Here is a 13,618-nt window from a genome sequence, read left to right as displayed (position 1 = left end):
CACCTGCCCCGCCCGCGGGTCCCCGGCCCGCTCGGCGCCCCGCAGCCGGTCGGCCCCTCCGGTCCCGCGCACCACGTACGCCCGCACCGGCGCGTCACCGGGCGGCGCGGCCGACGCGGAGTGGCCCTCCCGGCGGCACCAGACGGCCAGGTGGGCGACCAGGGCCGGGTCGGTGCCGCACACGGCCAGGCACCCGCCGGGCGGCAGTGCGCGCAGCGCCCGGTCAAGCAGCAGGTGGGCACCCCGGTCGAGGCCGAGCCCGGCCAGGTCGAGCAGGGGCGTGCCGGGCGGTGGCGGCCCGGCGGTCACGGACGGTAGCCGGTGGCCGTGACCCGGCCGTCCGCGTCGTAGAAGCCCTCCTCGTCCACCGCGGCCGTCAGGGCGCCGTACCCGCTCTCCCGCCCGGGCAGCCACCGCGTGAGCCCTTCGAGGTCCATCAGATGGCGTACCTCGGGGTCCGCGGCGGACATCGACAGCAGCAGCGCGGTGAGGCGTTCGCCGAGCTCCGGGTCGAGGGACGGCCCGGCCGCCAGGACGCAGTGGTCGAAGGGGGCGGTGCGGGTCAGCAGGCGGGTGGCGCCGGGAGGCAGGGTGCCCTCCTGGCCGAACAGCAGGTGGTTGGCGTCGATCATGCAGGCCGCCGCCACCTCGCCGGCCATCAGGGCGCGGGCCGCGTCCCGTTCGCCGCCGATGTGGTCGCCGTGCAGGCCCACCCCGGTGTCGTGGCGTACGACCCGGAAGTCGACGCCGGGTTCGAGGCCGAGCTCCCGCAGGTGGTGCAGGGGCAGCAGGGTCGCCTGCGGCGAGTCGACCGCGCCGACGGCGACGGCCCGGTCCTTGAGGTCGGCGACGGCACCGATCGGCGCGTCGGTCCGGACGACGACCACGGAGGTGAGGTCCCGGTCGGTGTCCCGCATGACGAGCGGCCGCACCGGCATACCCGCCGCCCGCGCCAGCCGGCGGGTGCGCAGCCAGGCCAGCGGGGAGTGCCAGGCGGCGTCGATCCGGCCGTGCACGAGGTCCTCGGCCTGCCGCTCGTAGTGGGCGTGGAGCACGAAGTCGAGCGGCAGATCGTGCCGGCGCAGCCAGGAACGGAAACCGGACCAGATGGTGACGACCTTCGGGTCGTAGGCCACGGCGCCCAGGAGCAGCGGACTGTTCACCGGGCCTCCTCGAACAGCGGCAGCCCCAGGCCGACCCGGCCGCAGAAGTCGTGCAGGGTCTCGGTGGTCGGCGCCATCACCCGCGCCGCCAGCGCGTCACGGAACCGCCGCTCCACACCCATCTCCCGGCGGAAGGCAGCCCCGCCGCACAGTCGCATGGCGCCGTCCGCCACCTCCGCGGCGGTCTCCGCAGCCAACGCCTTGACCTGCAGCATTCGCAGTGACGCGTCGGGGCGGTCCATGGTCAGCGCGGTGAGCGTGTCGTCCAGGAGACAGCGGGCGGCATCGGCGCGCAGCCGCAGCCGGGCATAGCTCTGGCGGGCCGTCGGCTGCTGCGCCAGGGTCTGGTCCAGGTGCTCCAGGCGGCTGCCCCGCAGGTGCTCGGCCGTCAGGTCCAGCAGCGTGCCGGCCACCCCGAGGGAGAAGGCCGCGCTCAGCACCAGGAAGGCGGGCATGACCAGGCTCAGGGCCGTGTCCAGGCCCTCGCCGTCCACGCCCAGCAGGGCCGTCCCGGGCACCGGCACGCCCGTGGCGGTGACGGGGCTGGAGCCGTTGCCGCGCAGCCCGAAGCCGTCGTACTCGCCCCGGACGCGCAGTCCCGCGCTGCCGCCGGGCACCAGCCACAGCGACATGACGCCCTCGGCCCGCAGCGGCCTGCTGGACCACACGTAGCTGTCGGCCTCCCCGGCGGAGGTGACCCACGACTTCTCCGCGTCCAGCCGGACCGTGCCCGGCCGCCCCTCGGCCGCGGTGCCGCAGGGCGCCCAGAAGTGGCTGCGCGATCCGCGTTCGGAGAACGCCAGCGTGCTCAGGTGCCGGCCCTCGGCGACCGCCCGGCGCACGTCCCGCGGCCCGTACCGGTCGATGACGGTGACGGCCGTGTAGTGCATGAGCAGGACCATGGCCGTGGACCCGCACGCGCCGGCCAGCCGCTCCACCACACCGGCCGCCTGCCGCAGGTCGCCGCCGCCCCCGCCGTCCTCGGGGGAACCGAGCAGTCCCAGCAGCCCGGCCTCGGCCAGGGCCCGCACGCCCTCCCCCGGGAACCGGCCGGCGCGGTCCACCTCGCCGGCGAGCGGCTCGACTGTCTCGCGGAGCACCGCCTCGAAGCGCTCGTCCGTGACGAGGGCCGGCGGGGCCTCGGCGGATGCGGTCATGGGGCTCCCTCGCGGATGGGCGGAGATGTCCGGTTGCTTGTGGGTCACCCAACCAGGACCGGCACCGCGTACGGGGGAGCGCACGCCCGCACGCACGAAAGAATGATGATCGGCCCATGGCTGGGTGAGGGGCCCGCGGTGATCACCGGCGGTTTGACGGTGCGGGGGCGGGCTACCCGGTGCCGCGATCCTCGGCTCCCAGCTGCGGGAGGTCCACGTGGCCGGCGTTTGTGAGCTCATCGCGGCACGCCTGCGGGCGTGGGGGGTGGACCGGGTCTTCGGCGTCCCCGGACCGGACGTCGACGCCCTGGCCGACGCGCTCGGCGACGAGCGCCACGGCCCGGAGTTCGTCCAGGCCCGGCACGCGGAGTCCGCCGCGCTCATGGCCTGTGCCCACGCCAAGTTCACCGGCCGGCCGGGCTGCTGCCTCGCCCCGGCCGGCTCCGGTGCCCTGCATCTGCTCAGCGGCCTGTACGACGCCGCGCTGGACCGGCAGCCGGTGGTGGCCCTTGGTGGGGGAGGACCGGCCCTCCCCGGACGCGGACGCCCGGCGGCGCGTCGTCCCGGCGGTACGGCTCTTCGCGGACGTGTCCGCGCTCTGCGAAGTGGTGTCCGAGCCGGGGCAGGTGCGGGAGGCGCTGGACCGGGCGGCACGCGCCGCGCTCACCGACCGGGGCGTCGCCACGCTGATCGTGCCGCGAGCGGTCCTGCGGACCGAGGCGGCACCGGAACCCGCGCACGAGGACCGGCCGGCCGACGCCCCCGTCGACTTCCGCCCGCCGGTACGGCAGGTGGGCGAGCGGGAGGTGCGGCGGGCGGCGGCCGTCCTGAACGAGGGGCACAGGGTCGCGGTCGTGGTGGGGCCCGGCGGCGCGGTCGCCTCCGGCCAGGTGGTCGGTGCGGCCGAACTGCTGGGCGCGGGAGTGGCCAAGACACCGCTCGGCCGCGACGTCCTGCCCGACGGTCTGCCCTGCGTCACCGGTGTGGCGGCTCCGTCCGGCAGCGCGGTCGCCGCCGCCCTGCTGCGCGAGTGCGACACGCTGCTCCTGGTGGGAGCGGAGGACTTCGCCGGGCGTCTGCTGCCGGGCCGCGGCCCGCGCGTGGTCAGCGCCGACCCGGACGTCTCCGCGCGGCCGGCGGTCCGCGGCGCGTCCGAGCCCGTATGGCTGACCGGGGACGTCACCGCCGCGCTGGACACGCTCGTTCCGCTGCTGCGCCGCAAACGTGACCGCCGGTGGCGCGCGGACGTCGAACGGGCGGTGGGCCAGTGGCGGGCTCAGGGCCGCCGGGAGGCGTCGCGGTTCTTCGGCGGCCTGGTCAACCCCCGCTCCGTCGTCGCCGAGCTGTCCGCGCGCCTGCCGGACCGGTCCGTCGTCGTCACCGACTCCGGTTCCGCCCTGGACTGGTGGACACGGCACCTGGAACTGCGCACCGGCATGCGTGCCTCCCTCTCGGGCCACCTCGGCACGCCCGGAGCCGCCGTGCCCTACGCGGTGGCCGCCCGCCTGGCCCTCCCCGACCGTCCGGTCGTCGCCCTGGTCGGCGACGGAGCCCTCCAGTCGAACGGGATGAACGAGCTGATCACCGTCCGGCGGCATCTGCGGCGGCTGGCCCAGGCGCCTCCGCTGGTGTTCTGCGTCCTGAACAACGGCGACCGCAGCCGGCTGACCTGGGAGCGCCGCAGCGAGGCCGGGGACCCCCTCCTCGCCTCCTCCGGCGAGCTGCCCCCGGTGTCCTACGCGGAGCTACGCCCGGCTGCTCGGCCTGCCCGGCGTGCGCTGCGCGCACCCGGGTGAGGTGGCCTCCGTCTGGGAGGGCGCCCTGCGGTCCACCGGCCCGGTCCTGCTGGAGTTCGTCGTGGACGGCGAGACCCCGCCCGACTGGGCGTCGGCCATCGGCGTGGGAGAGGTCAAACGGCTGTTCCTGCCCGGCATCGCGCGCCGCACCCTGCGGCGCAGGATCGCCGCGGCGGTCGGCGGTCTGTTCCGCACGGTCTGACCGGCGAGGACGCGCACCCCTGCGGGCGGACGGCGACGGACGCGGTTTTGGCACCGACGGCGTGCCGGACCCTGCTCGCCCCCCTGGTCCGGCCCGGGACGCTCACGGCTCGGGCCGCTGCCCCAGGTGCGCGTTGTGCCAGGTGACGGCACGCCGGATCTGGGGCTCCTGCAGGCCGGTACGGCAGCCGAGCTGCTCCATCGTGAGGAACCGGGTGCTGCCGCTCAGGGCGCGGTCGATCTTCGCGGCCCACAGCTCCTCCGGCACGAACTCACGGCCCTGGTACTCCTCCCGGACCGCGGCGAGGTGCTCCTCACAGCAGGCGGTGACACGGCGCAGGCCGTCGAACCAGTCGTGGGTGGGATGGACGGCGGAGGAGTCGGGGACGTAACCGCGCACCGCCTCGTCCTCGGGGAAGGTCGCACCACACAGGTCGCACAACTCCAACGGCAGTGGCCGAGCCGGCCGTACCCGCTTCTTGCGCCGCCACATCGGGACCCCCGGTCACGGTACGTTCCTGAACATGTACGAGTTGCCGCGGAAGCCAATGACGAAACACCCGGTGGGGGTGACGTGGTGTCGGCCGGCCGGATGGCGCTGGATCCGGCCGCCGCCGGGAGCCGGCCGGGTCCGCTGCCTCGCGATCCGCCCGCTCAGCGCAGGGCCCGGTACACCGAGGCGGTGGTGAGGCCGTAGACCAGATGCGGTACGACGTCGAACACCCACGACTTCAGGTCCCACGAGGTGGGATCGGTCACCCGCAGGGCGGTGGCCGGGACGTCGCTGCCCGCCATGGCCGCGGCGCCGAGCACCGGCCCGGCCGCCCAGTTCGGCAGGGGTGCCCGCCGGTGCCGGAGCAGCCCGTACAGCGCTCCCGTGCCCAGACCGGCGGCGTATCCGAGCAGCGCGCCGGCCGCCTGGGTGCGGTTGCCTTTCTCCTCGCCCTCCCCGAGCGGCACCCGGGCGCGGTCGGCGAGACGCTCCGCCACCTGGGCCGGCATTCCACTGGACCCACGGCCGCGGAGCAGCATGTCGCCGTAGGTGGCCAGTTCCAGTGCGAGCGTGCCCGCGGCGCCGGCCAGCAGGCCTTTGGTCACTGAGTGCATACAGGGCGCTCCCTCGGTGATGAGCCGGGACGAGCCCCCCGGGTTTCCCCGTGGCACCGCCACTGAAACAGGTGAGCGGGAGCGTGGACGCCTTCAGTTCCAGAGGGGATAGGTCTCCACCCGCTGGTAGCCGTCCGGCCGCGCGGCCGGGAAGACCAGGCTCAGGCGGGTGAAGCGCTGGGTGTGGGGGCGCTTCTTCCAGGGCTCCGGGCGGTCGAGCCGCACGATCACCGGGTACGAGTGGAATCTGCCGGCCGCGCAGTACGGCTTGCAGTCGTTGACGAAGTTGAGGCCCCTGGCCACCGCGGACCGGCCGTTCCACTGCGACCAGTGCAGCGAGGACAGACGGCTGTTGCCGTCACCGCAGGCGAGGATGAAGGCGTCGGGGCGGGTCCGGGGCTTGAAGAAGCAGTCCACGAGTACGGGCTTCCCCTTCGGCCGCTGCACGGCGTGCGCCGGGTGCGCGTTCGTGGGGGACGCCGCCGGTGCGGCGGATGCCGTACCCATGCCCACGACGAGCAACCCTGCGGCACAGAGCGTGACCGCTGTCCTCACTGACTGTTCGCCCATGTTCACTCCCGGCCGACGACGCCTTGCCTCGTCAACGACGCTACGACCGGGGCGAGCGGCGCACCACTCGTACGGCGGTATCGGCGGGCGGGTCGTCGTCCGGCCCCGACTGGCAGGTGCCGCACAGTTCGTGGTCACCGTCGTGGGTGACGATGGTCCCCCAGCCCAGGCAGTGCTCGCAGTCGCGAGCCAGACTCAGGTCGGGGTGGGGAGGCGGAGTGGGGCTGTGGGGGGCTCCGTGCGCCATACGGGTGCGGCTCCTCGAAGTCGCTGAACGAACATTTACCATTTTGTCCAAGTTTATGAATATGTCCAGAAGTTTTTTCCGGCAATTCACCTCAAGTACGGCGCGGTGGGTGTCGGTGTCAGAAATACACCGCCTCGCTCGGACGTACCGCGTCGACGGCGACGTGCAGATGGCGCGGGCCGCGCAGCACGGCGTTCGAGCGGTAGGGCGGCGGGTCCTCGACCAGGCGGGGGCCGTCCAGGCGGCGGGCCAGCTCGGCCAGCGCGAGCTGCGCCTCCAGGCGGGCCAGCGGCGCGCCGAAGCAGATGTGGATGCCGCTGCCGAAACCGAGGTGCTCGAGGTCCTCGCGGTCGGGGTCGAACCGGTCGGGGTCCCGGAAGCGCTCCGGGTCCCGGTTGCCGGCGGCGAGGACCAGCCAGATCCTCGATTCCCTGGGAATCGTGACCCCGCGCAGCTCGATGTCGGCGATGCAGGTGCGCTGCGGTACCAGCTGCACCGGCGGCTCGTAACGCAGCAGCTCCTCCACGACCCTGACGGACAGTCCGGGATCCTCGCGCAGCCGGTGCAGGCACTCCGGGTGGCGCAGCAGGGTGAGCATGCCGTTGGCGATCAGGTTGACCGTCGTCTCGTGCCCCGCGATCAGCAGCAGCACCGCCGTACTGAGCACCTCCATCGTCGACATGGACCCACCCGGGCCGTGACCGGCCGCAAGGTCGGACAGCATGTCGTCGCGAGGCTCCCTGGCGCGCTGTTCGACCAGTCCGGCCAGATACATGCCCAGCTGCATCCGCGCCTCCTGCACGGTGCGCCGGAACCCGGCGTCGCCGCCCTGCCGCGTGTCCGGGTCCAGGGCGGCGACGACCGGGTCCACCCAGCCGCGGAAGCGCGGTTCGTCCTCGCGCGGCACCCCGAGCAGCCGGCAGATGACCGTCACCGGGAAGGGGTAGGCGAACTGGTCGACGAGGTCGATCTGCCGGGCGTCGCCGAAGCCGTCGACGAGTCCGGTGACGATCCCGGCGAGTTCCCCGCGCATCGAGTCGATCCGGCGCGGCCGGTGCGGCGGACCGAAGGAGCTGTTGGCGATCCGCCGCAGCCGGTCGTGCTCGGGCGGGTCCAGCCGGAGGAAGCTCGGCGGCAGCCCCGTGGCCTCCGGCCCCGACAGCTCGTCGTCGCCCGCGGCGGCGAGGTTGGCGGCGTCGGAGCTGACCCGCGGGTCGTGGAGCAGGCCCAGGATGTCGTAGTACGAACTGACGACGTACGGACCGCCCTCCTCCTCGTGCAGCACGGGGGTCCGGCGGAGCTCCTCGTACAGCGGATAGGGGTCGGCGCGACTTGAGTGGTCGGTGATACGGCGCAGGAGCGGGGCTTGCGTCATGACGGGTCCTTGGGAAGGTCTGGGTGGGGGAGGGCCGGGCAGGGGACGCGCCGGTCAGTGGCGGGCCGGAGTGAAGACCAGACGCCGGTCGGCCGGGGAGTAGCCGCTGAGTGTCACGGTCGGTCCGTGCGTCGGCAGCGACGGGTCGGGGAAGTCGGCCGGCACCGGCTTGCGTCCCTCGGGCCGGCGGTCCACCGTCCGGTACTCCACCGGGAACGGCGCGCCCGTCTCGATCTGCCGCTGGTAGAACTCCAGCCACCGCGTGTTGTCGAAGCTCACGGCCGCGATCACCCGGCCCCGGTGGCCGTACACCCCGACGAACCGCCGCTCGGCGAGCGACCCCTGGGTGATCATGATCTCCTCGCCCATGGTCGGCACGCCGACCGACTTGATGTTCACGCCGAACTGCGAGGACCAGAACGCGGGCACCCACAGGTGCGGGCGCCGGTCGGCGCTGGCGCTGATCATGTTGTGCGCGGCCACCTCGGCCTGCGCGACGGCGTTGCCCCAGTGCTCCAGTGACAGGAACTGATAGCCGAACAGCGGATGCGGGGAGCGGGCGACGTCACCGGCGACGAAGACGTCGTCGGTGACGATGCCCCGGAAGTCGAAGGCCCGGCACCCCGCGTCGCAGGCGATGCCGCGGGGCCCGGCGCCCAGCCCTGAGCCCGCCAGCCAGTCGGTGTTGCGGGTCGCGCCCAGCGAGACCACCACGACGTCCGTCTCGACGACACCTCCGTCGGACAGATGGGCGGCCCGCACGCGTCCCGTCGTGTCCCCCTCCAGGCCGGTGACCATGACCCCGGTGCGCAGGTCCACCCCGTTGTCACGGTGCAGTTCCGCGGCCACCGCGCCGACCACCCCGCCCAGCGCGCCCACCAGCGGCCCGTCCGCGCGCTCGGCCACGGTGACCGCGATGCCCCGATCCCGGCAGGCGGAGGCGATCTCCGACCCGGTGAAACCGGCACCGACGACGAACACCCGCCGCGGCGGGGCCGCCATCCGCCGGTGCAGCCGTACGGCGTCGTCCCGGGTGCGCAGCACGAAGACCCCGTCCAGACGGGCCTCTTCCTCCTTCGGCCAGGGCCGGGCGCGCACCCCGGTCGCGATCAGCAGCCGGTCGTAGGGCACCTCCTCGCCGTCGGCCAGCCGCACCCGCTTGGCCGCCATGTCCAGCCCGGTCGCCGCGACCCCGAGCCGCCAGGCCGCGTCGATCTCCCGGCGCCGGGGCAGCTCGGTGTGCTCGGGGGAGGCCCTGCCGAGCAGCACCGCCTTGGACAGCGGCGGACGGTCGTACGGCTCGTGGGGCTCGTCACCGATCAGGGTGAGCGATCCGGCGAACCCCCCGGCGCGCAGCGACTCGGCCGCCGTCAGGCCCGCCAGCGAGGCACCCACGATCACGATCCGTCCCTCGCGCCGGAGCCACTCGTGGAACTCCTCACCCGGCATCGGACGCCTCCCGCAGCCCCTCCACCGTGATCGCCTGCACCGGGCAGGCCGCGACGGCACGCGCGACCTTCTCCCGCTGCTCCGTGCCGGCCCGCGGGTTGTAGACGAGCGACTCCTCGCCGTGCATCGTGAACACGTCCGGCGCGAGGAACGCGCACTGCGCGTATCCCTGGCACTTGTTGAGGTCGACGACAAGCCTCATCGGCGATCCGCCCTTCCGGCGGCCAGGTCCTCGGGACCACCCGCTCGGCGGGCACCCTCGGACGGCGGTCATCCCACGCCAGCATCGAAGCCCCGCTGCCCTGCCCGCGCGCCAGGACCCGCCGAAGGAGTGACGGCCCCCGCCGGGCGCGGCGAACCGCCCGCGGGCGGCGGCGCCCGGGTCACTTGCGGTAGCCGATGTTGGTCATCATGCCGGACTCGGAGTGGTACTGGTTGTGGCAGTGGAGCATCCACAGGCCCGGGTTGTCGGCGTAGAAGTCCACCACCAGTTTCTGCTGCGGCAGCACGATCGCGGTGTCCTTGCGGGCGCCGGCGTCCTTCGGGCCGGTCAGGGCGAAAGTGTGGCCGTGCAGGTGCAGGGGGTGCCACATGCCGGTGCGGTTGAGGAAGACGATCCTGACCCGCTCGCCCTGACGGACCGGATGGCGCTGTTCGACCGAGTAGGGCCTGCCGTCGAAGCTCCAGTCGTACCACTTCATGTTGCCCCTCAGCTTGATCCGGATCTCGCGGTCCGGCTCACGGTCGGCGAAGGCCACCGAGTCGTCGGGGACCAGACGGGGGGCCAGGACGATGCGCCCGTCCAACTCGTCGAGGCGGACGGAGGGCTCGGGAAGGTCCTTCGACCTTCCGGTGTTGAGCACGGCCAGCGCGCGGGCGTTCTTGCCCTCGGCCAGAGCGACCAGCGGGAACACCCCGTCCTTGGCGGTGACGATGACGTCGTAGCGCTCCGCCATGCCCAGCAGCAGCGCGTCCGTCGTGCGGTGCTCGACCGGATAGCCGTCCGTGTGCGTCACCGTCATCTCGTGGCCGCCCAGGGCCACCCGGAAGGCGGTGTCGGCGCCCGCGTTGATGATCCGCAGCCGGATGCGGTCGCCGGGACGGGCCCGGAAGACCGACGGAGCATGCGGGACGCAGCCGTTGACCAGGTAATAGGGGTAGTCGACATTGCCGCTCATGCCCTGCAGCATGCTGCTGAGGGCGCCTCGCAGGACGCGGTCGGGGCCGCCGCTGCCGTACGGGGCCGAATGCCCGTGGTGGCCGGAACCGCCGCCCATGTGCATGTCCTTGGGGACGGGGCCTTTGACTTTCTGCAGCTGAGCGAGGACGGCGTCCGGAGTGGAGCCGTCCACGCCGTCCACCCAGTCGTCCAGGACCACGAGCCATTCCTTGTCGTACGACAACGGCTCCCTGGGGTCGTCGATGATCAGCGGTGTGTACAGGGCGCGGTCGAGCTGCATGCCCTGGTGCGAATGCAGCAGGTACGTGCCGGGGTGGGCCACGGCGAAGCGGTAGTTGAACTCCGCCCCGGGTTTGATGGTCTCCTGGGTCAGGCCCGGTACGCCGTCCATGTCGCAGCGCAGGCGCACCCCGTGCGAGTGCAGCGTCGTCCCCACGGGCAGGTGGTTGGCGAGCGTGAGGTCGAGGATGTCACCCGCGGTGACCCGGATCGCCCGGCCGGGCACCGAGTCGCCGTACGCCCACGTCCTGACGGTCTTTCCACCCAGGTCGACCGAGGTCTCCTTGGCGGTGAACCTGAACTTGCGCACCCGTCCGGATCCGCGCTCCCGCTCGGCGGCCAGGACCTCCGGGTCGGACGGGTTCACATACCCCTTGGGCCCCTTGGGAACGAACGGGCGGACACCGTCGAGGGTCCCGGAGCCCCGCCGGGACCCCGAGCTCCGCGCGGACTCCGAGTGCGGGCCGGGCTCCGGACGGGAGCCGTCCCCGGAGCAGGCGGTCAGGAGCCCTGAGGCGGCAGCCGTGAGCGAGGTACTGAGCAAGGTACGCCGCGTATATGTGTGCATGACTTGAATAACACACGTTTTGTGCCGACATGTGGGAGAAGTGGGGCGGCGCGTCTGGTGATCTCGGCAACCGAAATTCCGGAAGCGAGGTGCCGGGTGCTCCACCGGACAGGTGAATGCCTCCTGACGGGCCCCCGGCCAGCGCGGCGACATGCCGGATCCGTGCGTGTGGGCTATGATCGATCTTGAGCAGGTCGCCGGAACTCCCGGCGTTCGGCCGCGCGTTGGTCGTCCAAGGAAAGACGCCCCGCTTCCTGCGGGGAGATGCAGGTGCAAGGCCTGCCCAGCGCTCGTGGACAAGCCCCACTTCCGTCATGGGAGTGGGGCTTTCGTCTTGTGGGTCCGGCCGGCCGTCCCCGGTCCATGCGTCATGAGATCTCCATGAATTCGTGGGGCCGTTGAACATCCCCGCGCTCGACTCCGTACGGGACGGGGGGATTCCCATGCCCGGAACGATGCGTAGGAGAACTTCGGTGAGACGCAACACGCGCAGACGACCCACAGGTCCGCGACGCGCCACGCTCGGGGCGATGGCGCTCATCCTGGGCGGAGGCGGGCTGATGGTGGCCAACGTGTATGCCTCCGCCACCGAAGGAGTCCTGAGCGGGCAGTCCGTCGAGAAGACGGACTCCGGTCAGGACTGGGCGGCGGCAGGCGCCACGATCGACTGCCCGGACGTCGGCACCCGGCTCACCGCGGTGCCGGACGAGGCCAGGGCGACGGTCGACGAACAACTCGCGGCGCTGGACCAGCAGATCGCCAAGGCGTACCAGCAGGTGCAGAGCGCGGCTCAGGACGGCCGGCTGGACGCCGGTGCCGTCGAGAGCACGATCATGAATCCGCTCAAGGAGGAACGGGCCGGCACGATCGGACGCATCGCGGACGCGATCGACCGTGCCGGGGACCGCCCGGAGGGACTCGACGACCTCGCGGCCTGCACCCTGCGGGACGCCGGCAACCAGGACGGCGGCGGGCAGTCCGGCCAGGACCAGGGCCGGGACGGCCAGGACCAGGGTCAGCAAGGGGACGGGCAGCAGGGCGGCAACGGCGGGCAGGCCGGCAACGGCCCCGTCGCCGCGGACTACGTGGACATCACCACCGTGCAGCCCAACGTGCGGAAGCCCCGTGAGGACGCGGACGCCTCCCGCGGCACCTTCGCCTCCCGTTGCGGAGTCAATGAGAACGGCCTGTTCAACTCCGACAACGTGATCGTCGCCCCCGGCGTCACCAACGGCGCCCACCACTTCCACGACTACATCGGCAACCAGGCCAACAACGCCTTCGCCAGCGACCAGGACCTGGCCGAGGGCGACACGACCTGCGAGGACAAGGGCGACAGGTCCACCTACTACTGGCCCGTGCTGCGCCTGCAGGACGGCACCCAGGAGCGGGACGCCAACTCCCCCGGCGGCGGGATCGAGGGCAACGCGGGCAGGATCGTGACGCCGAAGCAGGTCACCCTGTCCTTCGAGGGCAACCCGCGCGGCAAGGTGACGGCCATGCCGCGCTTCCTGCGCATCATCACCGGCGACGCCAAGGCGTTCGTCAACGGCCCCGCCAACGCCAACGCCTCCTGGTCCTGCACCGGGTTCGAGGACCGGCAGCTGAAGGACAAGTACCCGCTGTGCCCGCAGGGCAGCGACGTGGTGCGCACCTTCAACTTCCAGAGCTGCTGGGACGGCCGGAACGCCGACAGCGCCAACCACCGTGCGCACGTGGCGTTCGCCGACGCCGACGGCAACTGCCCGGACGGCTTCCGGGCCATCCCGCAGCTGGTGCAGCGCATCGTCTACGACGTCGACGCGCCGAGCCTGCAGGACGGTGGCAGGACCACTCCGCTGTTCGCCGTGGACTCCTTCCCCGAGCAGCTGCACAAGCCGGTCACGGACCACGGCGACTTCATCAACGTCTTCGACGAGGACCTGATGCGCCAGATGGTCGACTGCATCAACAGCGGCAGGCAGTGCGGTTCCGGGACCGGCCAGGGTTCCAAGCCCACTGAGCAGCCGCAGCAGCCGCAGCAGCCGCAGGACCCCCAGAACCCCCAGGACAAGCCGACCCGGACGGTCGAGGCGCCGGCCGGAGGCAACGACGGCGCGGGCGGCAAGAACGGCAGGGACGGCAAGGACCGCAAGGAGGGCGGAGAGCAGTCGGCGGAGCCGGCCGAGGAGCCGGCGCGCGGCGGCTCCTCCACCGCTCCCGGCACCGTGGAACCCAAGGCCGACGTCTCCCGTCCGGCCGCGGAGGACACCACGGGCGCCGCGCCCGCGAGCGGCGGCGAGGTGGGCACGCCCACCCAGACGCCGGTTCCCGGTGGCAACGACCAGGCCGCAGGCGCGCAGACCGAACCGCAGGCCGTCAAGGGCGGCCTCGCCGAGACCGGAGCCCAGTTGTGGCCGGCCGCCGCCGGAGCTGTGCTCGTGATCGCGGGCTTCGTCCTGCTCCGCCGGATCAGGCGCGGCGCCATGTGACGCTCCACGGGCCGTGAAGAGGGGCGGCGGCAGGACCGGTTCCACGGTCCTGCCG

At 73.0% G+C, this 13,618-nt stretch carries 13 protein-coding genes and 2 pseudogenes; 4 read left to right on the top strand and 11 right to left on the bottom strand.

Going from position 1 to position 13,618, the window contains the following annotated elements:
* The 3 genes and pseudogenes from DEP02_RS19020 to DEP02_RS19010 form a co-directional block, all read right to left on the bottom strand.
* Positions 1-309 (bottom strand): annotated as a pseudogene (locus DEP02_RS19020) (ferritin-like domain-containing protein); the annotation flags it as partial.
* The gene (locus DEP02_RS19015; RefSeq protein ID WP_112468896.1) at positions 306-1,163 is read right to left on the bottom strand and encodes a phosphate/phosphite/phosphonate ABC transporter substrate-binding protein; all 858 of its coding nucleotides are present in this window, start codon (positions 1,161-1,163) and stop codon (positions 306-308) included. The gene DEP02_RS19015 and the pseudogene DEP02_RS19020, both read right to left, overlap by 4 nt.
* Positions 1,160-2,320 carry an acyl-CoA dehydrogenase family protein gene (locus tag DEP02_RS19010; protein WP_112468895.1) on the bottom strand — a complete coding sequence of 387 codons (1,161 nt, stop codon included), beginning with the start codon at positions 2,318-2,320 and terminating at the stop codon, positions 1,160-1,162. The genes DEP02_RS19015 and DEP02_RS19010 overlap by 4 nt, the downstream gene beginning before the upstream one ends.
* 217 nt (positions 2,321-2,537) lie before the next feature.
* Between DEP02_RS19010 and DEP02_RS35700 the strand changes: the two are divergent.
* The 3 genes and pseudogenes from DEP02_RS35700 to DEP02_RS34855 all read left to right on the top strand — a co-directional run.
* Positions 2,538-2,786: pseudogene (locus DEP02_RS35700) on the top strand (thiamine pyrophosphate-binding protein); the annotation flags it as partial.
* Positions 2,787-2,832: 46 nt separating this feature from the next.
* Positions 2,833-4,116, top strand: coding sequence for a thiamine pyrophosphate-dependent enzyme (locus DEP02_RS19000; protein WP_232839186.1), 1,284 nt, complete (start codon positions 2,833-2,835; stop codon positions 4,114-4,116).
* Between the two features lies 1 nt (position 4,117).
* Positions 4,118-4,318 carry a hypothetical protein gene (locus DEP02_RS34855; RefSeq protein WP_232839185.1) on the top strand — a complete coding sequence of 67 codons (201 nt, stop codon included), beginning with the start codon at positions 4,118-4,120 and terminating at the stop codon, positions 4,316-4,318.
* 102 nt (positions 4,319-4,420) lie between these two features.
* On the opposite strand, the gene DEP02_RS18995 is transcribed toward DEP02_RS34855, so the two are convergent.
* The 8 genes from DEP02_RS18995 to DEP02_RS18960 form a co-directional block, all read right to left on the bottom strand.
* On the bottom strand, positions 4,421-4,810 hold the full coding sequence (locus tag DEP02_RS18995) for a hypothetical protein (protein ID WP_112468894.1): 390 nt from the start codon (positions 4,808-4,810) through the stop codon (positions 4,421-4,423).
* A gap of 161 nt (positions 4,811-4,971) precedes the next feature.
* Positions 4,972-5,424: a hypothetical protein gene (locus DEP02_RS18990; RefSeq protein WP_112468893.1), complete on the bottom strand. Its 453-nt coding sequence runs from the start codon at positions 5,422-5,424 to the stop codon at positions 4,972-4,974.
* A gap of 93 nt (positions 5,425-5,517) precedes the next feature.
* Positions 5,518-5,994 carry a hypothetical protein gene (locus tag DEP02_RS18985; RefSeq protein ID WP_112468892.1) on the bottom strand — a complete coding sequence of 159 codons (477 nt, stop codon included), beginning with the start codon at positions 5,992-5,994 and terminating at the stop codon, positions 5,518-5,520.
* A 40-nt stretch (positions 5,995-6,034) separates the two neighbouring features.
* The gene (locus DEP02_RS18980) at positions 6,035-6,241 is read right to left on the bottom strand and encodes a hypothetical protein (RefSeq protein WP_112468891.1); all 207 of its coding nucleotides are present in this window, start codon (positions 6,239-6,241) and stop codon (positions 6,035-6,037) included.
* A gap of 118 nt (positions 6,242-6,359) precedes the next feature.
* Positions 6,360-7,616 (bottom strand): cytochrome P450, encoded by a 1,257-nt coding sequence (locus DEP02_RS18975; RefSeq protein WP_112468890.1) that lies wholly within the window; start codon positions 7,614-7,616, stop codon positions 6,360-6,362.
* Positions 7,617-7,670: 54 nt separating this feature from the next.
* Positions 7,671-9,065, bottom strand: coding sequence for an NAD(P)/FAD-dependent oxidoreductase (locus tag DEP02_RS18970; protein WP_112468889.1), 1,395 nt, complete (start codon positions 9,063-9,065; stop codon positions 7,671-7,673).
* Entirely contained in the window at positions 9,055-9,267 is a 213-nt protein-coding gene (locus DEP02_RS18965) for a ferredoxin (protein WP_112468888.1), read from the bottom strand. Before DEP02_RS18965 ends, DEP02_RS18970 begins: the two co-directional genes overlap by 11 nt.
* 181 nt (positions 9,268-9,448) lie before the next feature.
* A complete protein-coding gene (locus tag DEP02_RS18960) occupies positions 9,449-11,092 on the bottom strand; it encodes a multicopper oxidase family protein (RefSeq protein WP_112468887.1) in 1,644 nt (547 codons plus the stop codon).
* A 530-nt stretch (positions 11,093-11,622) separates the two neighbouring features.
* Here DEP02_RS18960 and DEP02_RS18955 point away from each other — a divergent pair.
* Entirely contained in the window at positions 11,623-13,563 is a 1,941-nt protein-coding gene (locus DEP02_RS18955) for a DUF1996 domain-containing protein (protein ID WP_232839184.1), read from the top strand.
* Positions 13,564-13,618: the final 55 nt, after the last annotated feature.

The sequence above is a fragment of the Streptomyces triticisoli genome, from assembly GCF_003270085.1.
Taxonomy (GTDB): Bacteria; Actinomycetota; Actinomycetes; order Streptomycetales; family Streptomycetaceae; genus Streptomyces; species Streptomyces triticisoli.
Note: the sequence above shows the minus strand (reverse complement) of the source record. Positions and strands in the feature narration are given on the sequence as shown.

Excerpts from the sequence above, each read along its gene's own strand:
- DEP02_RS19010 (WP_112468895.1), bottom strand. The coding sequence starts at position 2,320 with ATGACCGCATCCGCCGAGGCCCCGCCGGCCCTCGTCACGGACGAGCGC.
- DEP02_RS18995 (WP_112468894.1), bottom strand. The coding sequence starts at position 4,810 with ATGTGGCGGCGCAAGAAGCGGGTACGGCCGGCTCGGCCACTGCCGTTG.
- DEP02_RS18990 (WP_112468893.1), bottom strand. The coding sequence starts at position 5,424 with ATGCACTCAGTGACCAAAGGCCTGCTGGCCGGCGCCGCGGGCACGCTC.
- DEP02_RS18985 (WP_112468892.1), bottom strand. The coding sequence starts at position 5,994 with ATGGGCGAACAGTCAGTGAGGACAGCGGTCACGCTCTGTGCCGCAGGG.
- DEP02_RS18980 (WP_112468891.1), bottom strand. The coding sequence starts at position 6,241 with ATGGCGCACGGAGCCCCCCACAGCCCCACTCCGCCTCCCCACCCCGAC.
- DEP02_RS18975 (WP_112468890.1), bottom strand. The coding sequence starts at position 7,616 with ATGACGCAAGCCCCGCTCCTGCGCCGTATCACCGACCACTCAAGTCGC.
- DEP02_RS18970 (WP_112468889.1), bottom strand. The coding sequence starts at position 9,065 with ATGCCGGGTGAGGAGTTCCACGAGTGGCTCCGGCGCGAGGGACGGATC.
- DEP02_RS18965 (WP_112468888.1), bottom strand. The coding sequence starts at position 9,267 with ATGAGGCTTGTCGTCGACCTCAACAAGTGCCAGGGATACGCGCAGTGC.
- DEP02_RS18960 (WP_112468887.1), bottom strand. The coding sequence starts at position 11,092 with ATGCACACATATACGCGGCGTACCTTGCTCAGTACCTCGCTCACGGCT.
- DEP02_RS18955 (WP_232839184.1), top strand. The coding sequence starts at position 11,623 with ATGGCGCTCATCCTGGGCGGAGGCGGGCTGATGGTGGCCAACGTGTAT.